Source organism: Staphylococcus sp. GDY8P196P (assembly GCF_017891705.1).
Taxonomy (GTDB): Bacteria; Bacillota; Bacilli; order Staphylococcales; family Staphylococcaceae; genus Staphylococcus; species Staphylococcus ureilyticus.
This window is the reverse complement of the sequence record NZ_JAESJS010000004.1, coordinates 19,925-42,279: the sequence shown is the minus strand read 5'-3', so window position 1 is coordinate 42,279 and position 22,355 is coordinate 19,925. Positions and strand designations below refer to the sequence as shown.

The following is a 22,355-nucleotide window of genomic DNA, read 5'->3' as shown; positions in this document are numbered from 1 at the left end:
GTTGTTGTCGCTTCTTCTGATGTATTACCATCTTTATCTTTAGAAGTAACTATAATGTTTTCTCCACCATCTAATTTGACATCTGATGGAATTTCAATCGTATAGTTGCCTTGATCATCAGCTGTGCCTGTTGCCGTTTTACCGCCTGGGAATGTCACTGTGACCGTTGAGCCTGGTTCGGCAGTGCCACCGATTGTTGTATCTTCGCTTGTTACTTCTTTCACCGTCGGTGCATCTGGTGCTGTTGTATCTTTAACCGTTGTTTTAACTGGTTCTGTTTCATTACCAGCATCGTCTGTAGATGTAACTTGTATTTCTTCGCCGCCTTCTAAACTAACTTCATTCGGAATTGCTATTGTATAATTTCCTGTTTCATCTGTTGCACCAGTAGCTGTTTCACCATTTGGAAATTTGATTGTTATTGTAGAATTTGGTTCTGCTGTCCCACTAATATTTTTATCTTGGCTAGTTACACCATTAACCGTTGGTGGTGCAGGTGCTGTTGCATCTGTTACTGTTGTTGATCCAGCATGAGAAACATTACCAGCACTATCTTTTGATGTAGCACTGATCGTTTCTTTACCTTGTAACCCTTCATTTTCTGGGATAGTTACATTGAAATTCCCATCTTGATCAGCATTAGTTTCCACAACTTTGCCACTTGGGAATGTCACACTAACTGTCGAATTTGCTTCTGCTGTGCCTTTAACCTCTGTACTTACACTTGTCACATGGCTTATTTGTGGTGCATCTGGCGCTGTTGCATCTATGACTTGAGTGCTACCTTTTTGAGAAACGTTACCTGCTTTGTCCTTCGACGTAGCTACTATCGTTTCCCCACCTTGTAATCCTTCGTTTGCTGGTATATCTACTGTGAAGTTTCCATCTTGATCTGTTACTGCATCTACAACTTCGCCACTCGGGAATGTCACACTAACTGTTGAATTTGCTTCTGCTTGCCCATTCAATTGCTTACTATTACTATTGACGTCATTTAATGTAGGAGCATCTGGAGCTGTTATGTCTGTTACTATACGCGTCGCAACAGGTGATTCATTACCTGCTTTATCTGTTGCTATAGCTTTAAATACTTCGCCACCTTGAAGAGTGACACCACTTGGTATATCTACTGTATATTTACCCTGACTGTCAGCAGTTATTGAAACTTTACCACCACCTGGGAAAGCAACAGTTACTGTTGAATTAGGTTCTGCTGTACCAGTTACTTGTGTGGCTTTACTTGTTATTGGATTTATCACTGGTGCGTCTGGTGCTGTCGCATCTGTTACTGTAATTTGATCTGAAACTTCACTTGTTTTTCCACCTTTACTAGCTGTTGCAGTTAAAATAGTTCCAGCTTTCAATGGTTGATTCAATGTTAAAGAGGCAGCTGAACCATCATTAGGAATTTGAACTTTTCCAATTTCAACATTGTTATTATCTTTAACCGTAACAGTTGCACCCGCTGCACCATTAACTTTAATTACTGTATCATTGTCATCAACTGGATTAATTGATGGTGTTGGTACCTTGGAAATATCAATAACTTCGAATGTATTCACTTCATCATTTTCATAATTAGGTGAATCGATTGCGATAGTGTAGGTGCCCTCAGGTGATTGTGGTATAGATACTGAGAAAGTGCCATCAGGATTGACTGTTGATGTACCAATGACTTTTCCAGTTGCATCTAACACTTTTGCAGTTTGAGTTGCTGCACCTTCTTTTAATGGAACTGACCCAGTTACAACTCTAGCCTCATTTGTAATATCAGCCGCATCAGGTTTACCAACTAATGGTGACGTTTTATAATTGATAACTTCATCACCATCATTTTTACCATCTCCATCTGTATCTTCGTTTTCAGGATCTGAAAGTGATACTTGTCGTTCATATCGATCTAGTAAACCATCTTTATCATAATCTTGTAGTGCTAAAGTTGAAGTCCCTAACGTATTATTTATTAAAAGATTATTACTATCAGTTAAATAACCTGCGAAAGTAAAATCTTCTTTTTGTTTTGTTGTTTCTCGAATAAGATTACCTTCAGAATCATATTCCGCATCTTTAGTTAATATATTATTTACACTTTGATTTAATTTAATTACAATACGAACGCCTACTGTTTCAGGTAAAGAATTGTTAAACTCGATTAATTTATTTAAGTCATTACTAGTAATTGTGCCATTACCGATACTATCAAGCTGTAAATCAGCTACTTTGTCTCCAGCATGATAGGTCTTGTCAAAGCCTGAAAGACCTTTGTAGTCATATGTGTGTAGTTCTACTCCTTCAATATAAGGTAATAAATCTTTATCTATTTGATAGTTATATGACCATTGTTTTCCTTTAGCTTTAGAATATGCGAAAATACCATTTTTCATTATTTGTTGATCAATCAGTATTCCTCCGTGTTCTCCCACAGAACCATCATATGTAGCAGAGCCGCTACTTGCTTTAAATGCATTACTATTTTCTTGAGAAAGGTTATTTTCTAATTGACTTAAATCTTTGTCAGCTGTAGTTAAGAAATAACCGCTACTTTCAGAAGTCTTAACAATTTTATTAGATAGTGAATCTCTAACAAACATTTGATAATTCAACTTATTATTACTTAATTCTCCAGATGCATTCAAAATGTTACCCACTGTATCATCTAATTCTATTTTACCGTTAGTCGCTGTATACTGTGATAATATTTCAGCGCCTCCGAACAAACCATCATTTGCTCTGATAAAATTAATTTCCCAAGTATTAGTGAAATCACCGTTTTCATCTTTTAATCTTATAAATTCAACAGGGGTATTTCTACCACTAGGATTAGCAGATATTTTTGTGACATGACTTGCTATTTTCGGATCCAATTTCAGATCAATTTTATAGCGATCTCCTGAATTTGAGCCTGACATGTAACTATGAATGTCAAAAGGAATGACATTGCTGTCTAGAGTCTTTTGTGAATCTAACTTACTTGGATCAAAAATCAATGATGCAAATGTATAGTTGTCCATATAGCCCAGTGATTTTTCAACTTTTTCATTTTGTTCTACTGCTGCTCGTAATGCAGTTGGCGTAGCCATTGAACGCAACAAAGTACGTTTTGGAGTGGCTAACGTTTTCGCTTTATCTTGTTCATTCGAAAGTTGAATAATTGAAGCCTTTAAAATTTCAATATTTATTGCTTCATCAGTTGTATTTTTATAATCAATATCAGTGTTTTCTAAAATTGCTTTAGTATCTTCTGTTGAAAGTTGACTATTTAAATAATCTTCAACTGCCTTTTGTTTATTCTCTGTTTCTGACAGTTGTTTTGTTAATTTTGATTGTGTGTGATTACTCGTTTCAGGATTTTTCGTCATTTCTGTAGTTTTTTCATCATCAGAAGATGGTTCAGTTGATGGTTGTTTATCATTTTGCCCATCTAAATTTTCTGTTCTAGTGCCTTCTTTTGTATTATTAGAAGTGTCAGGATTTTTTTCTAGTGATTTTTCAGTTGGCGCTTCATTGCTAGATACATCTGTATCTTTTGTTGTTTCTGTTGACGTCTCATTTGTTGAATCTTTTACTTTATTGTTATCCGTTGTTGTTTCATTACTTTCAGTTGCTCTTTCTTGATCAGATTCTTCTTTGTTCGTACTATCTTCATCTAAATGTGAAGTATCACTGTTTTCATCTTGTTTTGTTTCAGATGTATCTGCTTTTTCTGTTGTTTGTTTATTCAAAACCTCATTTGTAGATTCATTCTCGTTTGTAGACTCATTAGTGTTATTATATTCTTCTTGTTGACCTAAGGTTGCGTCGTTATTATCTGGCTCTTTTTGATCCTTACTTAGATCATTATCAGTTTCTTCTTTTTGTAATTCATTTTTAGAATTTTCTGTCTTTTCTTTAGTAACATTGTTTTCACTGCGACTTAACGTTGTGTCATTTTCTTCTACACTTTTTATGTCTTGCACATCAAGTGCTTCACCTTTATCTGAATCATTAGCCTTATTATCATTCGTAATTGAGTCTAATTCAGCAGCTTTTGCTTCACTACTTACTCCAAATACAAGTGTCGCCCCAATCAATAATGATGCTGTTCCAACTGTAAACTTTCTAATAGAGTATTTATTTAACCTATTAGGTAAAAATCCTTGTTTGTTTTTCATCTTTTCCCACCTCAAAATAAACTTTATCACAATTTAATTCTACTCAATTAATTCGAAAAATCAAGATATTTCTTAAAGGTAAGTTATTAATATGAAAAAATGTCGCAAATTACAGTTGTTCGCCATTTTAAATTTATATGTTTTAGCATGCCACAATCAAGATATTTTCAATATTGTCAATTTCTATATAGTTTCAGAAATTCTGTTTTACGAACAATTTTCTCCATTAAGCATGATAAAAAAATTGTTTTAAATTGTAAAATTAATTAAACAATGAAATGCCATACAAAAATAAAGAAGTTTTCAATCGTTCATATAGAGTTCACAATCTTACCTTATATTTAAATTAAACATTCATTACAGGAGGTCGTTAAAATGAAAAAATTAATGTTCAGTTCAGCATTTTATACATTATTAGGCATGCTAAGTGGTTTATTTTATAGAGAGATGTCAAAAGCAGAAAACTTTAGTGGTTATTCGCAATTAAATGTAACACATACACATTTACTTGTTTTAGGTACAATTATGTTTTTAATATTTATGGTGATAGAACATCAATTAAAACTTACTCAACACCACACTTTATTTAACTATTTCTTTTATGTCTATCATATCGGTGTATTATTAACGGTTGCTATGCAATTTGTTAATGGTATAGCAACTATGAAAGGTTTTGAAGTGAGCCCTGCTATTGCTGGTATTTCAGGATTAGGTCACATTGCTATTTCTATCGCTTTCATTTTATTCTTTGTATTATTAAATAAAAGTATTAATGTCAATTCTAAATAAACGTAGATATAATTAAAGGTCGAATCACATTTCTAAACATAGAAATCGATTCGACCTTTTGACTTTCATATTAACAATAGTAAAAAACCTAAAATTATAATAAACAAGTAAATCCATTTTTCAAAATTATGATAAGTCGTATGGTTTATAAGATACTTTCCAACAACAACTGAAATAATCAAACAAGGTATGCTCAATAAAAATAATGATACCGTTTGACTGGTCCATATTCCTCCAGATGCTTGACCGATCACTACGAATATCGCTGTAATTAAAAAATGGGCTTGTATTGTACTTCTAAAATCTTTAATATGCCAAGGCGCCATTGTGCCATAAATGACAACTGGTACACCATGTGAATTATACAAACTTCCTAATACACCTGAAATCATACCTGTTAGGCTTGGCCATATGTTAGATTTTAATATGATATTATATCTATTTTTAAAAAAGGTAATTTTTCCAAACGCATATATACCATATAATATTAAAAATAACCCAAGCATAATTTGTATAAATGAAGTTGCAATATGTTGTAAAATCAAAATACCAAGTGGAACACCTAATAAACTCCCCAACAACATTAATAATAGTACTTTAATTTTTATATTTCTATAATCTAAAAATATATTTAAACTCGCTACTGTTAGTCCAGCCAACCCCACCAGTGAAATAGATGTATGTAGGTTTAATCCTATCAATGCTAAAAGTGGCATACTCACGAGTGCTTCCCCAAAACCAAAATATGTTCTGACTAATCCACCTAAAAATATAGAAATCAAAATGTAAACTAAAAATAAATCCATGCTTTAACTCCTGATTCAATGCGTCATCCATAACAGCCATATCTCTTCTATTAATATTATGTTACTTATTAATTTATTTTGTTAACACTTACTAACGCTTATAATAATAACATTTCATAAACTATCAAATTGATTATATCAAACTTTCATTATAATATTTTAAAAATCAGAGCACGCTTTATTCTACTATCATTCATAAACGCTCAAACTTGCTTTTTTTCTATAAAGGAAATATATTATACAAAACTAGTATATTTTTTATACCGTTAGTGTTTAATCTACACGATAGTGGTTATGAGTATTGAGAAGTTTTATTACTATCATACTTAAAACACAAGCAACTAGAAAGTTTATTACGAGGAGGTATTATATGAATATCGTTGGTCACCATCACATTTCAATGTATACAAAAAACGCTCAAAAAAACAAAGATTTTTATACTCAAATTTTAGGACTAAGACTGGTTGAAAAGTCAGTTAACCAAGACAATCCTAAAATGTACCATTTGTTTTTTGGAGATGAAATTGGTTCGGCTGGGACACTATTAAGTTTTTTTGAAATACCACTTTTAGGAAAAAACCGTCCAGGAACTGATTCTATATATCGCTTATCATTACTTATACCTGACGAAAGTGCTTTGAATTTTTTTAAAGAAAGATTAAGTCAATTCAATATTACATGGACACCGTTAGTTTATTTAAATCAGCCTGCCATTACCTTTAAAGATATAGATGGTTTGGAGATCATTTTATTAGTTAATGACAATTATTATACACCGAATGCTTGGAGAAAAAATCCATATACTGAGATACCTGAGCAATACCAAATTTTAGGAATGGGTCCTGTAGAACTAAGAGTTAAAAATGCTCAAGCTACACTCGATTTTTTAAAAAATAGCTTATCATATACACTTAGAAGTGATTTAAACGAAACCGTGATGACTTTAGATCATAACGGATTATATACTGATTTTGTTATTGTAGAACAACAAGGTGAACGTGCTCGACCTGGCCAAGGTTATGTGCACCATATTGCTGTTAATACACCAAAAGATAGTGATTTAAATTCAATTCATAAAATAATAGAGCAACAACCTGAAAATAACTCAGGAATTATAGACCGATATTTTTTCAAATCTTTATATTTTAGACAAAACCGTATTTTATACGAATTTGCCACGGATGAACCCGGGTTTACAGTAGATACAAAAATAGAAGATTTGGGTAAACATTTAAATTTACCAGACTTTATGGAACCACAACGTACAGAAATTGAAAATAATCTACATGAATTATAGAAAGGTGATTATATGGCACAGTTAAAAATGAATGAAAATACTCCATTAGAATTTGGACTCTACTCATTGGGTGACCATTTATTAAATCCACATAATGGAGAAAAAGTGAGTTATGAACAAAGAATTAATGAACTTATTGAAGCTAGTCAATTAGCTGAACAGGCTGGTATTGATGTATTTGGTATCGGTGAAAGCCATCAAGAACATTTTACAACACAAGCACATACAGTAGTTTTAGGTGCCGTAGCACAAGCCACTAAAACAATAAAAATTTCCAGTTCTTCTAGTATTATAAGTGCTGCAGATCCTGTAAGGGTATTTGAAGATTTTGCTACTTTAGACTTAATTTCACATGGCCGAGCTGAAATTGTAGCAGGTCGTGCTTCACGAACAGGTATATTTGATTTATTTGGATTAGATTTGAATAATTATGATGAACTTTATGAAGAAAAACTTAATTTATTAATGGAATTAAATAAAACAGATAAAATTACTTGGTCAGGTAAATTCAGACCTGATTTAAATAATATGAAGATTTTCCCACGTCCAATTGATGACACATTACCTATTTGGCGTGCAGTCGGAGGACCTCCAGCAAGTGCTATCAAAGCAGGTAGGCAAGGAATACCAATGATGATTACAACACTCGGTGGTCCAGCAATGACTTTTCAAGATTCTATAGAACAGTACAGATTAGCTGCAAAAGAAAATGGTTATGATAATTCACCTGAATCTTTACCAGTATCAACAGCAAGTTTATTTTATACTGCTGACACTACTCAAGATGCTTTAAAAGAATTCTACCCGCATCTAAATGTTGGAATGTCATTTATCAGAGGTGCAGGTTATCCAAAACAACAATTTGCAAAGGCCCCTGACTATAGAGATGCCTTAATGGTTGGTAGCCCACAACAAATCATTGAAAAAATTCTATATCAACATGAGTTATATAATCACCAACGATTTATGGCACAAATTGATTTTGGCGGTGTTCCATTTAATAAAATTATGAAAAATATAGACCTTATAGGCAATGAAATTATTCCAACAGTAAAAAAACATTTAAGAAAGTAGGTCAATGATACTATGAATATTGTATTACTATCTGGCTCTAGCGTTGGTTCAAAAACGCGTACTGCTATGACATATTTGAATCAAGCACTTATGAATCAAGATGATACACACCATATTAATTTTATTGATTTAAAAGAATTAGAACTAGTGTTTAGTGATGGCAGAAATTATTTAGATTACAATGGCGATACATTATATCTTACGCAAACTTTGATGAATGCTGATGTCATTTTTATCGGATTCCCAATTTTCCAAGCTTCTATTCCCGGTACATTAAAAAATGTATTTGATTTACTACCAGTTAATGCATTTAAAGATAAAATAGTAAGTATACTTGCAACTGCAGGATCGCCAAAACATTATCTCATCCCAGAAACACAACTAAAACCAATATTAGGTTATATGAAGGCACATATTATGCAAACTTATGTATTTATAGAAGAACGCGATTTTTCAAATAATGAGATTGTAAACGATGATATTTTATTTAGGATAGATGATTTAGTTTCATCTACATTACGTACTTCAAAAGCATATGCACAAGTTTTGAAAGAAGAAGAAGATCAATATGATTTCTAATTAATGATCATCAATATATTAAAATTCACGGTTACTAAGTTTTAAGACTTATTTTGTTTACATTATTAGGAACAAAATAAGTCTTTTTTAATTACTATATACCATTAATTTTATTAAAAAAGCACTTTGGAGACTAGACTTTTAATCTAATCATTCCAAAGTGCTTATAAATCCAATGAAACTTTTTAAATTTTAAACTTAATGTTCTGTGTTTTTATCACTTTTTAAGTATCTTCTATAAACAATCATTAATCCTAAAATTCCAAATAGAATTTCGAATGCATAAGGGTTATTTTTGTCTAATCCACTATACGGTAAATTCATATTGAAATTATTTTCTTTGTTTGGATTTACAAATAAGTTTTTGTTTAATCCTTCAAGATTGTGATGATTATTTTGAACATTAAATTGACGTGAATGCATGTCTAGCAACTTATTATTTTTAGTCGCTTTTTCGTCATTTTCAAAATGACTTGAATTATATTTGTCATTTATTTTATCCATACCTAATGACTGTTTCTTATCTAATATACCATTACTATCTATATCTTTTACTTTTGATATTATTTCAGATGTGACTTTATCTAAGTTAGTCTGTAATTCAGCAATATTTGATGTACCGTTTGGCAAGTTACTTATTTTTTCTTTTGCAATACTTCTTAATGAATCTAATTTTTCAATTAGTTTGTCTAAGTCAGCTTGTTCACTTGGCGTAATCAAACCATCTTTTCTAATTTCTTTTATTTTATTAATCACTTTTGTTTGTGCTGCTTTGGCATCAGCAATTGCTTTTTTAGCTTCCGATACTTGTTTTGTATCTTGAACACCATTACTATCTGCATCATTTACTTCTGGTGACGTTACGGATGGAATTTCATTTAATTTTCTTTGTAACTCTGCTTTTCCTACTGTGCCGTTTGGTACTTTGGCTAACTTGTCTTTCACTGCTTGTTTTTCTTTATCTAATTTTTGAATCAACTTATCAATTTCTGCTTTCTCTTTTGGATTTACTAGTCCATCAGATTGAATCTCTGCTAGTTTCTTATCTACTGCTGCTTTTGTTGATTCTGTTGCTTTAATCGCTTTACTTACCCCTGACACTTGTTTTGTATCTAGGACACTATTACTATCTGCATCATTCACTTCTGGTGATGTTACGGATGGTATTTGATTTAGTTTTCTTTGTAACTCTGCTTTTCCTGCTGTGCCGTTTGGTACTTTGGCTAACTTGTCTTTCACTGCTTGTTTTTCTTTATCTAATTTTTGAATCAACTGATCTATTGCTGCTTTTTCTTTTGGATTTACTAGTCCATCGGATTGAATCTCTGCTAGTTTCTTATCTACTGCTGCTTTTGTTGATTCTGTTGCTTTAATCGCTTTACTTACCTCTGATACTTGTTTTGTATCTTGAACACCATTACTATCTGCATCATTCACTTCTGGTGATGTTATCGATACGATATTATCCAATCTTCTTTGTAACGTATCTTTACCCGCAGTTCCGTTTGGTACATTCTCTAATTTCTCTTTCGCTACTTGTTTCGCAGTTTCTAATGTTTGAATCAACTGGTCTATTGCTGCTTTTTCCTCTGGAGCCACTAAGCCGTCGGATGTGATTTCAGTTAATTTTTTATCCACTGCTGTTTTTGCTATTTCAGCTGCTTCTATCGCTTTTTCCGCCTCTGATAATTGTTCTATATCCAAGATACCGTTACTATCTGCATCATTTACTTCTGGTAATGTTACTGATGTGATATTGTCTAATCTTCTTTGTAACACATCTTTACCTGGTATGCCATCCGGTATAGTATTCAATTTATTTTTCGCTGATTGTTTGATTACTTTCAATCCAAAGATTAGTCTATCAATTTCGGCTGCTTCACTTGGAGTTACTAAACCATCGGATGTTATCTCAGACAATTTTTTATCCACTGATGCTTTTGCTTTTTCCACATCTTCTATGATATGAGACATTTCTAACAATTGGTCTGTATCTAAAACGCCATTACTATCTACATCGTTCATTTCTGGTGACGTTACTGATGTGATGTTATCCAATCTTGTTTGTAAATCATCTTTACCCGCAGTGTCGCTTGGTACGCTATTTAGCTTTTCTTTTGCCGTTTGTTTTGCGCTTTCTAATGTTTGAATTAACGTATCTACTTCAGATTTTTCATCTGGCGTTACTAGACCATCTGATGTTATTTCTGTTAACTTGTTGTCCACTGTCGTTTTTGCTTGTTCTGCATTCACTACGGCTTGAGACGCTTCGGATAATTGATCAGTATCTAGCACACCATTGTTATCTGCATCGTTCACTTCTGGTGGTGTTACTGATGTGATATTGTCCAATCTTGTTTGTAACTCGGCTTTCCCTGCGGTACCATTTGGCACACTACCTAATCTCTCTTTCGCTGCTTGTTTCGCGCTTTCTAATGCTTGGATCAACGCATCTACGCTCGCTTTTTCATCTGGAGTCACTAATCCATCTGCTGTTACCTCAGACAATTTTGTATCTATTGCTGCTTTTGCCTGTTCCACATTCACTACTGCTTTTCCTGCTTCAGAAATGTGTTGATTATCTCCATTACCATCACTATCTACATCATTTACTTCTGGTGATGTTACCGATGTAATGTTGTCCAATCTTGTTTGGAGCTCATCTTTCCCTATGGTACCGCTCGGTACGCTATTTAGTTTTTCTTTTGCAGTTTGTTTCGCGTTTTCTAATGCTTGAATTAACGCATCTACTTCTGCCTTTTCGTTTGGAGTCACCAATCCATCTGCTGTGATTTCAGTCAATTTCGTATCCACTGTCACTTTCGCTTTTTCCGCACTTACTACTGCTTGCGTTGCTTCAAACAATTGGTCTGTATCTAATTTACCATTACTATCCGCATCGTTTACTTCTGGTGATGTTACTGAAGCGATGCTGTCTAATCTTGTTTGGAGGTCACCTTTACCTGCAGTACCATTCGGCACACTTTCTAGTTTCTCTTTTGCAGTTTGTTTCGCGCTTTCTAATGCTTGGATTAACGCATCTACTTCTGCCTTTTCATCTGGTGTTAATAGTCCATCTGAAGTTATATCTGACAACTTAGTATCTACTACGGTTTTCGCTTGTTCTGCATTCACTACTGCTTGAGACGCTTCGGATAATTGTTCAGTATCCAAGACTCCATTACTATCTGCATCATTTACTTCTGGTGACGTTACTGATGTGATATTATCCAATCTTGTTTGTAAATCATCTTTACCTTCTGTACTGTCCGGTATATTATCTAATTTCTCTTTCGCTACTTGTTTCTCAGTTTCTAATGCTTGAATTAATACATCTACTTCTGATTTCTCATCTGGTGTTACTAAGCCATCGGATGTTACATCTGTTAACTTCGTATCCACTGCGGTTTTCGCTTTCTCGGCATTCGTTATTGCTTGCGTTGCTTCAGACAATTTCTCTGAATCTAACTTACCATTACTATTCGCATCATTTACTTCTGGTGACGTTACTGATGTGATATTATCCAATCTTGCTTGTAAATCATCTTTACCCGCAGTACCATTCGGTACATTGTTTATCTTCTCTTTCGCCGTTTGTTTCACTGTTTCTAATGTTTGAATTAACGCGTCTACTGAAGTTTTTTCGTCTAGAGTCACTAAACCATCTGCTGTGATTTCGGCCAATTTCATATCCACTGCGATTTTTGCTTGTTCGGCTTTCGTCACTGCTTGCGATGCTTCTGATAATTGCTCTGTATCCAACACGCCATTACTATCTGCATCATTTATTTCTGGTGATGTTACGGATGTGATATTGTCTAATCTTCTTTGTAATACATCTTTACCTGGTGTGCCATCCGGTACAGTATTCAATTTATTTTTCGCTGATTGTTTGATTACTTTCAATCCAAAGATTAGTCTATCAATTTCGGCTGCTTCATTCGGAGTCACTAATCCATCTGCTGTTATCTCAGACAATTTTGTATCCACTGCTACTTTTGCCTTTTCCACATCTGCTATGATATGAGAAATTTCTAACAATTGGTCTGTATCTAAAACGCCATTACTATCTGCATCGTTTATCTCTGGTGACGTTACTGATGTGATATTGTCCAATCTTGTTTGTAAATCATCTTTACCCGCAGTGCCGCTTGGTACGCTATTTAGCTTTTCTTTTGCCGTTTGTTTTGCGCTTTCTAATGTTTGGATTAACGCATCTACTTCGGCTTTCTCATCTGGAGTCACTAATCCATCTGCTGTAATCTCAGATAACTTCGTATCCACTGCGGTTTTCGCTTGTTCTGCACTTACTACTGCTTTTCCTGCTTCAGAAATGTGTTGATTATCTACAATACCATCACTATCTACATCATTCACTTCTGGTGATGTTACCGATGTAATGTTGTCCAATCTTGTTTGTAGCTCGTCTTTACCTACGGTTCCGCTCGGTACAGTGTTTAGTTTTTCTGTTGCCGTTTGTTTTGCGCTTTCTAATGTTTGGATCAATGCATCTACTTCAGATTTTTCATCTGGCGTCACTAAGCCGTCTGATGTTACTTCTGCTAGCTTATTGTCCACTGCTGTTTTCGCTTGTTCTGCATTCACTACGGCTTGACTTGCTTCTGATAATTGATCTGTATCTAGCACACCATTGCTATCCGCATCGTTTACTTCTGGTGACGTTACAGATGCAATGTTATCCAATCTTGTTTGTAAATCTGTCTTACCTGCGGTACTAGATGGTACGCTATTTACCTTCTCTTTCGCTGTTTGTTTTGCGCTTTCTAATGTTTGAATTAATGCATCTACTCCAAATTTTTCATCTGGTGTTACTAGACCATCGGATGTTACTTCTGCTAATTTATTATCTACTGCTGTTTTCGCTTGTTCCGCATTCGCTACTGCTTGCGTTGCTTCAAACAATTGATCTGTATCCAAGACTCCGTTACCATCTGCATCGTTTACTTCTGGTGATGTTACAGATGTTATGTTATCCAGTCTTGTTTGGAGAACTCCTTTTCCTGCAGTACCGTTCGGTACACTATTTACCTTTTCTTTTGCCGTTTGTTTCACGGCTTCTAATGTTTCAATTAACTGCTCTACTTCAGCTTTTTCATCTGGCGTCACTAAGCCGTCTGATGTTACTTCTTTTAGCTTATTGTCCACTACTGTTTTTGCTTGTTCCGCATTCACTACTGCTTGAGACGCTTCAGACAATTGATCTGTATCTAGCACGCCATTATTATCCACATCATTTACTTCTGGTGACGTTACTGAAGTGATATTATCCAGTCTTGTTTGTAAATCTGTCTTACCTGCGGTACTTGCTGGTACATTATTTATCTTCTCTTGTGCTGTTTGTTTCGCACTTTCTAATGTTTGAATTAATGCATCTACTTCGGCTTTTTCGTCCGGAGTCACTAAGCCATCTGCTGTAATATCAGATAACTTCGTATCCACTGCTGTTTTTGCTTGTTCTGCATTCGCTACGGCTTGTGATGCTTCTGATAATTGATCACTATCTAGCACGCCATTGCTATCTACGTCATTTATTTCTGGTGATGCTACAGAGGCGATGTTACCTAGTCTTGTTTGTAGGTCATCTTTTCCTGTAGTACCGTTCGGTACATTGTTTAGCTTCTCCTGTGCTGTTTGTTTCGATGCTTCCAATGTTTGAATTAGCGCATCTACTTCAGATTTTTCATCAGGTGTCACTAATCCATCTACTGTTACTTCTGCTAGCTTATTGTCCACTGCTGTTTTTGCTTGTTCTGCATTCACTACTGCTTGCGTTGCTTCAGACAATTGATCTGTATCTAACACGCCATTATTATCCGCATCATTTACTTCTGGTGACGTTACTGAAGTGATATTATCCAGTCTTGTTTGTAAATCATCTTTACCTGCAGTACCGTTCGGTACGCTATTTACCTTCTCTTTCGCTGTTTGCTTCGCTGTTTCTAATGCTTGGATTAACGCATCTACTTCGGATTTTTCGTCCGGAGTCACTAAGCCATCTGCTGTAATCTCAGATAACTTCGTATCCACTGCGGTTTTCGCTTGTTCTCCATTCACTACTGCTTGAGATGCCTCAAACAATTGGTCAGTATCCAAGACTCCGTTACCATCTGCATCATTTACTTCTGGCGATGTTACTGACGCGATGTTGTCTAATCTTGTTTGTAAATCATCTTTACCTGCAGTACCGTTCGGTACACTATTCACCTTCTCTTTCGCCGTTTCCTTCGCTGTTTCTAATGTTTGAACCAATGCATCTACTACTGATTTCTCATCTGGAGTCACTAAATCATCTGATGTTACTTCTGCCAATTTCGTATCCACTGCGGTTTTCGCTTGTTCTGCACTTACTACTGCTTGAGACGCTTCGGACAATTGATCTGTATCTAACATGCCATTACTATCCGCATCATTCACTTCTGGCGATGTTACTGATGCAATGTTATCCAATCTTGTTTGAAGATCAGCCTTACCTTCGGTACTAGACGGTACACTATTTACCTTCTCTTTCGCCGTTTGTTTTGCATTTTCTAATGTTTGAATTAATGTATCTACTGCGGCTTTTTCGTCTGGTGTTACTAGACCATCTGTTGTGATTTCAGTCAATTTCGTATCCACTACGGTTTTCGCTTGTTCGGCATTCGCTACTGCTTGAGATGCTTCGGACAATTGATCAGTATCCAAGACTCCGTTACTGTCTACATCGTTTACTTCTGGTGACGTTACAGATGAAATGTTATCTAATCTTGTTTGGAGTTCACCTTTGCCTGCGGTACCGTTCGGTACGCTATTTACCTTCTCTTTCGCCGTTTCCTTCGCTGTTTCTAATGTTTGAACCAATGCATCTACTGCTGATTTCTCATCTGGAGTCACTAAACCATCTGCTGTAATCTCAGATAACTTCGTATCTACTGCGGTTTTCGCTTGTTCTGCATTCGCTACAGCTTGAGACGCTTCGGATAATTGATCTGCATCTAGCACACCATTACTGTCTACATCATTTACTTCTGGCGATGTTACGGATGTGATGTTATCCAATCTTGTTTGTAGCTCACCTTTGCCTGTAGTACCGTTCGGTACGCTATTTACTTTCTCTTGGGCTGTTTGTTTTGCGCTTTCTAATGTTTGGATTAACGCATCTACTGCTGATTTTTCATCTGGTGTTACTAATCCATCTGATGTTGCTTCTGCTAGCTTATTGTCCACTGCTGTTTTTGCTTGTTCCGCATTAGTCACTGCTTGAGACGCTTCGGATAATTGGTCAGTATCTAGCACACCATTGCTATCTACGTCATTTATTTCTGGTGATGTTACTGACGCGATGTTATATAGTCTTGTTTGTAAATCTTCTTTACCCGCAGTACCGTTCGGTACATTGTTTATCTTCTCTTGAGCTGTTTCCTTCGCTGCTTTTAATGCTTGGATTAACGCATCTACTTCAGCTTTTTCATCTGGTGTTACTAAACCGTCTGATGTTACTTCTGTTAGCTTATTGTCCACTACTGTTTTCGCTTGTTCTGCACTTACCACTGCTTGAGATGCCTCAGACAATTGATCTGTATCTAACACGCCATTATTATCCGCATCATTTACTTCTGGTGATGTTACTGAAGTGATATTATCCAGTCTTGTTTGGAGTTCACCTTTGCCTGCAGTACCGTTCGGTACGCTATTTATCTTCTCTTTCGCCGTTTCCTTCGCTGTTTCTAATGTTTGAACCAATGCATCTACTGCTGATTTCTCATCTAGAGTTACTAAACCATCTGATGTAATCTCAGATAACTTCGTATCCACTGCTGTTTTTGCTTGTTCTGCATTAGTCACTGCTTGGTCTGCTTCGGACAATTGATCACTATCTAGCACGCCATTGCTATCTACATCGTTTACTTCTGGTGATGTTACTGACACGATGTTATCTAATCTTGTTTGTAAATCATCTTTACCTGCAGTACCATTCGGTACATTGTTTATCTTCTCTTGTGCCGCTTGTTTTGTACTTTCTAATCCTTGGATCAATGTATCTATTTCGGATTTCTCATCTGGCGTTACTAGACCATCGGATGTTACTTCTGCCAACTTCGTATCTACTGCTGCTTTTGCTTGTTCTGCATTAGTCACTGCTTGGTCTGCTTCGGACAATTGATCTGTATCCAAGACTCCGTTACCATCCACATCATTTACTTCTGGTGAAGTTACAGATGAAATGTTATCTAATCTTGTTTGGAGTTCACCTTTGCCTGCGGTACCGTTCGGTACGCTATTTACCTTCTCTTTCGCCGTTTCCTTCGCTGTTTCTAATGTTTGAACCAATGCATCTACTGCTGATTTCTCATCTGGAGTTACTAAACCATCTGATGTAATCTCAGATAACTTCGTATCCACTGCTGCTTTTGTCTGTTCCGCATTCACTACTGCTTGTGTTGCTTCAGACAATTGTTCAGTATCCAAAACTCCATTACTGTCTACATCATTTACTTCTGGTGACGTTACTGAAGTGATATTATCCAGTCTTGTTTGTAAATCTGTCTTACCTGCGGTACTAGATGGCACACTATTTACCTTTTCTTGGGCTGTTTGCTTCGATGCTTCTAATGCTTGGATTAACGCATCTACTTCAGCTTTTTCATCTGGTGTTACTAAACCGTCTGATGTTACTTCTGTTAGCTTATTGTCCACTACTGTTTTCGCTTGTTCTGCATTCGCTACTGCTTGTGATGCTTCGGATAATTGATCTGTGTCCAAGACTCCATTACCATCCGCATCGTTTACTTCTGGTGATGTTACTGATGTAATGTTATCCAGTCTTGTTTGTAGCTCTGTCTTACCTTCGGTACTTGCTGGTACATTATTTATCTTCTCTTGTGCTGTTTGTTTCGATGCTTCCAATGTTTGAATCAACGCATCTACTTCAGCTTTTTCATCTGTCGTCACTAATCCGTCTGCTATTACATCTGACAATTTAGTATCCACTGCGGTTTTCGCTTGTTCTGTATTCACTACTGCTTGCGTTGCTTCGGACAATTGATCTGTATCCAAGACTCCGTTACCATCTGCATCGTTTACTTCTGGTGATGTTACTGATGCAATGTTATCCAATCTTCTTTGTAAATCATCTTTACCTGCAGTACCACTCGGTACATTGTTTATCTTCTCTTGGGCTGTTTGTTTCGATGCTTCTAATATTTGAATTAACGCATTTACCGCTGCTTTTTCATCTGGTGTTACTAATCCGTCTGATGTTACTTCTGCCAACTTCGTATCCACTACTGTTTTTGCTTGTTCTGCATTAGTCACTGCTTGCGTTGCTTTAGACAATTGATCTGTATCTACCATGCCATTACTATCCGCATCATTCACTTCTGGTGATGTTACTGATGCAATGTTATCCAATCTTGTTTGTAAATCTGTCTTACCTGCGGTACTTGCTGGTACATTATTTATCTTCTCTTGAGCTGTTTGTTTCACACTTTCTAATGCTTGATTTAACTGGTCTACTGCGGCTTTTTCATCTGGCGTTACTAGACCATCAGATATTACCTCTGTTAGCTTATTGTCCACTGCTGTTTTTGCTTGTTCTGCATTCGCTACTGCTTGTGATGCTTCGGATAATTGCTCAGTATCCAAGACCCCGTTACCATCCACATCATTTACTTCTGGTGATGTTACTGACACGATGTTATCTAATCTTGTTTGTAAATCTGTCTTACCTGCGGTACTAGATGGTACACTATTCACCTTTTCTTTTGCCGTTTGTTTCTCTGCTTCTAATGTTTGAATTAACGCATCTACTTCGGCTTTTTCATCTGGTGTCACTAATCCATCTGATGTTACTTCTGCCAACTTCGTATCCACTACTGTTTTTGCTTGTTCTGCATTAGTCACTGCTTGCGTTGCTTCAGACAATTGTTCAGTATCTAGCACACCATTACTATCTACGTCATTTATTTCTGGTGATGTTACAGATGTGATGTTATCCAGTCTTGTTTGTAGCTCACCTTTGCCTGCAGTACCGTTCGGTACACTATTCACCTTTTCTTTTGCCGTTTGTTTCTCTGCTTCTAATGTTTGGATTAACGCATCTACTTCGGCTTTTTCATCTGGTGTTACTAGACCATCTGATGTTACTTCTGCTAGCTTATTGTCCACTGCGGTTTTCGCTTGTTCTGCATTCACTACTGCTTGAGACGCTTCGGATAATTGATCTGCATCTAGCACACCATTACTGTCTACATCATTTACTTCTGGTGATGTTACTGACACGATGTTATCTAGTCTTGTTTGTAAATCATCTTTACCTGCAGTGCCATTCGGTACACTATTCACTTTCTCTTGGGCTGTTTGTTTCGATGCTTCTAATGCTTGGATTAACGCATCTACTGCTGATTTTTCATCTGGCGTTACTAGACCATCAGATGTTACTTCTGCCAACTTCGTATCAACTGCTTTTTTCGCTTGTTCTGCATTCACTACGGCTTGAGACGCTTCGGATAATTGGTCAGTATCTAGCACACCATTGCTATCTACGTCATTTATTTCTGGTGATGTTACTGACGCGATGTTATCTAGTCTTGTTTGTAAATCTTCTTTACCCGCAGTACCGTTCGGTACGCTATTTACTTTCTCTTGGGCTGTTTGTTTCGCACTTTCTAATGTTTGGATTAACGCATCTACTGCTGATTTCTCATCTGGAGTCACTAAACCATCTGCTGTAATCTCAGATAACTTCGTATCCACTGCTGTTTTTGCCTGTTCCGCTTTTGTCACTGCTTGAGATGCCTCAAACAATTGTTCAGTATCCAAGACTCCGTTACCATCTACATCGTTTACTTCTGGTGACGTTACAGATGAAATGTTATCTAGTCTTGTTTGGAGTTCACCTTTGCCTGCAGTACCGTTCGGTACGCTATTTACCTTCTCTTTCGCTGTTTGTTTCGCTGTTTCTAATGCTTGGATTAACGCATCTACTGCTGATTTTTCATCTGGCGTTACTAGACCATCAGATGTTACTTCTGCTAGCTTATTGTCCACTGCGGTTTTCGCTTGTTCTGCATTCACTACTGCTTGAGACGCTTCGGATAATTGGTCAGTATCCAAGACTCCGTTACCATCTGCATCGTTTACTTCTGGTGACGTTACAGATGCAATGTTATCCAATCTTGTTTGTAAATCTGTCTTACCTGCGATACTAGATGGTACGCTATTTACCTTCTCTTTCGCTGTTTGTTTCGCACTTTCTAATGTTTGGATTAACGCATCTACTGCGGCTTTTTCATCTGGTGTTACTAATCCATCTGCTGTAATATCAGATAACTTCGTATCCACTGCGGTTTTCGCTTGTTCTGCATTCGCTACGGCTTGAGACGCTTCGGATAATTGTTCAGTATCCAAGACTCCATTACCATCTAAATCGTTTACTTCTGGTGATGTTACGGATGCAATGTTATCTAGCCTTGTTTGGAGATCATCTTTTCCTACTATGATATTCGATACATTATTTAATTTTTCTTTCGCTGTTTGTTTTGCGCTTTCTAATGTTTGTATTAACGCATCTACTGCGGCTTTTTCGTCCGGAGTCACTAATCCATCTGCTGTTACTTCTGCCAACTTCGTATCTACTGCTGCTTTTGTCTGTTCCGCATTCACTACTGCTTGTGTTGCTTCAGACAATTGTTCAGTATCTAGCACACCATTACTATCTGCATCGTTTACTTCTGGTGATGTTACGGATGTAATATCATTTATTCTTTTTCGTAATAAATCTTTATTAGTGAGGCCATTCGGTAGAGCGTCTAATACTTGTATTGCTGATGATTTAGCCTTTTCAATTTCTACATTCATTTTATCTATTTCGGCTTTTTCATCTGGTGTTACTAATTGGTCTTGCGTCACTTCACCTAGCTTTATTTTGGCTTGTTTTTGCACTTGTGTTGCTGCTTCTATAGCATCTTCTACTTTTTTGATTTTTGCTTTTTTCAAAGCTTCATTGATTGTTTCTGCCACTTCTTGGATATTAACAGCTTTATTAGTAATATTTACGCCTCTTAATACATTAGTGTCTGTAGTATCACTCAAGATATAACCAAATAATTTATCTTTATTCACATCAATATATTGATTAGCGTCAAAAGAAATGTAAAATTTTACTGATCCGCCTGATCCACCACCTCTATCAGGGTCACCATTTCCGCCACTGTTTGGACGTGTATATGAATAATAACCTAAATGATCTTGTCGTAGTACAACTCTTTGTCTACCTTCATAAACTGCTACGACCTGTTTAATTTTTTTATTGAGGCTATCATTTGGTCTTATCGCATAGTTTTCAAATCTATACGTTCCTCTACCTTTTTCTTTTGACAATTCCATTGTTGCTATTAAAGCTTCACCATCATGTAACACTTCATCTTTTACTATACCAAAATCATTTTTAGTTACATCATTTTGATTTGTAAATGTATATATACCTTGATAATTCGGACTGTCACGATTAGCTGTTAAATCTTTCATTTTTGACAGTAGTGTGTTTATATTATTCGCTTGACTCCCTGTGATTTTTCTATTTCTTGCTACAGAATAATCCCTATTAAAAATTCTGTCATAAGCCGCTTTATTATTTTTTAATGAAGTTTGTCTAAGAATATTTCTTAAAAACAGCTTTCTTTCTTCTTCCGTTAGTTCTCCTCTATTTCTTTCTACTTCATTAAGTGCCGTCGCAATATAATCTCCGGCTCTTAATGAATTATAAGATAATCTAGGTCCAAAGTAATGGTGATTATAGCTTATTCCATTATAGTATCGATTTCGGTCGATACTTCTAGCTACTCGAGTTTTTGGAATATATTGCTTTTCTGGTTGTTTTTCATTTTTGACGTCTTTTTCGTTCGTGCTCAAACCTTTTTCTGATTCATTTTTCTCTATATTATTATTAGACACTTCAACTTTCGTTTCAGTAACTCTATTTTCCATCGAAATCAAATTTTGAGTGACTGGTTGCTCTTTTTCGTTCAATTTCGAATTACTATTTATTTTAGTATCCGTATTTTCGGCAGTTGATGATTGTTTTTTATCTATATCTGGCTTTTTAGTATCTAACTCCTTTATTTCCTCATCGTTTTTTATTGTTTCAGGTGTTTTTTCTTGTTTATCATTTTGTATATCTTGTTCGTTTACATCTGAATGGTCTGGTTGTTCTTTATTTTCAATAATAGTATCGGCATTTGACTCGAATTGTTGCGACGTTATCTCAGTACCTTCCTCAACTGATTTTGTATCTTTTGAAGCACTTTTGTTTTCTGTTTTATTATCAATTTCAGCTTGGATGGGTTGTTGTACTGTGTCATTGTTACTCTCTTTTTCTAATATATTATTAAAATTTGAATCATTGTTAGTGTTCTCTTTATCTACTTTAGGAGGTATTTCTTTCACTTCTTGTTGTTCTTTTTGTAAAGTATCAGCTTGGGCTTCTTCACTATGTTGAAAAATTAATAAACTTCCTAAAAGTACTGAAGCTGTTCCAATCGTAAATTTACGTATGGAATATCTATTATTTCTCCTAGCCATATACTCTCTAAATATTCTCATTGTTATCTAACTCTCCTTTTCGATAGTAAAATCATTTTAGATGTTATTAAATTTAATACA

The 22,355-nt window shown here is 35.7% G+C and carries 7 protein-coding genes; 4 read left to right on the top strand and 3 right to left on the bottom strand.

The genetic code is table 11. The annotated features are described in order from the left end of the window. The coding region (locus KA814_RS02870) for an Ig-like domain-containing protein (protein WP_210122663.1) at positions 1–4,151 on the bottom strand (4,151 nt) is incomplete at its 3' end. 375 nt (positions 4,152–4,526) lie between these two features. Between KA814_RS02870 and KA814_RS02865 the strand changes: the two genes are divergently transcribed. Further along, positions 4,527–4,940, top strand: coding sequence for a DUF2871 domain-containing protein (locus tag KA814_RS02865; RefSeq protein ID WP_046206960.1), 414 nt, complete (start codon positions 4,527–4,529; stop codon positions 4,938–4,940). A gap of 65 nt (positions 4,941–5,005) precedes the next feature. Here KA814_RS02865 and KA814_RS02860 read toward each other — a convergent pair whose 3' ends face one another. After that, on the bottom strand, positions 5,006–5,746 hold the full coding sequence (locus KA814_RS02860) for a sulfite exporter TauE/SafE family protein (protein WP_046206959.1): 741 nt from the start codon (positions 5,744–5,746) through the stop codon (positions 5,006–5,008). 370 nt (positions 5,747–6,116) lie between these two features. On the opposite strand from KA814_RS02860, the gene KA814_RS02855 reads away from it, so the two are divergent. From KA814_RS02855 to KA814_RS02845, 3 genes are read left to right on the top strand one after another with little or no spacing between them, the layout of a single operon-like run. Continuing rightward, entirely contained in the window at positions 6,117–7,043 is a 927-nt protein-coding gene (locus tag KA814_RS02855) for a VOC family protein (RefSeq protein ID WP_046206958.1), read from the top strand. A 12-nt stretch (positions 7,044–7,055) separates the two neighbouring features. Then, positions 7,056–8,117: an LLM class flavin-dependent oxidoreductase gene (locus KA814_RS02850; RefSeq protein ID WP_064210014.1), complete on the top strand. Its 1,062-nt coding sequence runs from the start codon at positions 7,056–7,058 to the stop codon at positions 8,115–8,117. Positions 8,118–8,129: 12 nt separating this feature from the next. Further along, entirely contained in the window at positions 8,130–8,696 is a 567-nt protein-coding gene (locus KA814_RS02845; RefSeq protein WP_046206956.1) for an NADPH-dependent FMN reductase, read from the top strand. Positions 8,697–8,894: 198 nt separating this feature from the next. Here the strand turns inward: KA814_RS02845 and KA814_RS02840 are convergent, their stop codons facing one another. Beyond that, a complete protein-coding gene (locus KA814_RS02840; protein WP_210122662.1) occupies positions 8,895–22,295 on the bottom strand; it encodes a GA-like domain-containing protein in 13,401 nt (4,466 codons plus the stop codon). Positions 22,296–22,355 lie beyond the last annotated feature (60 nt).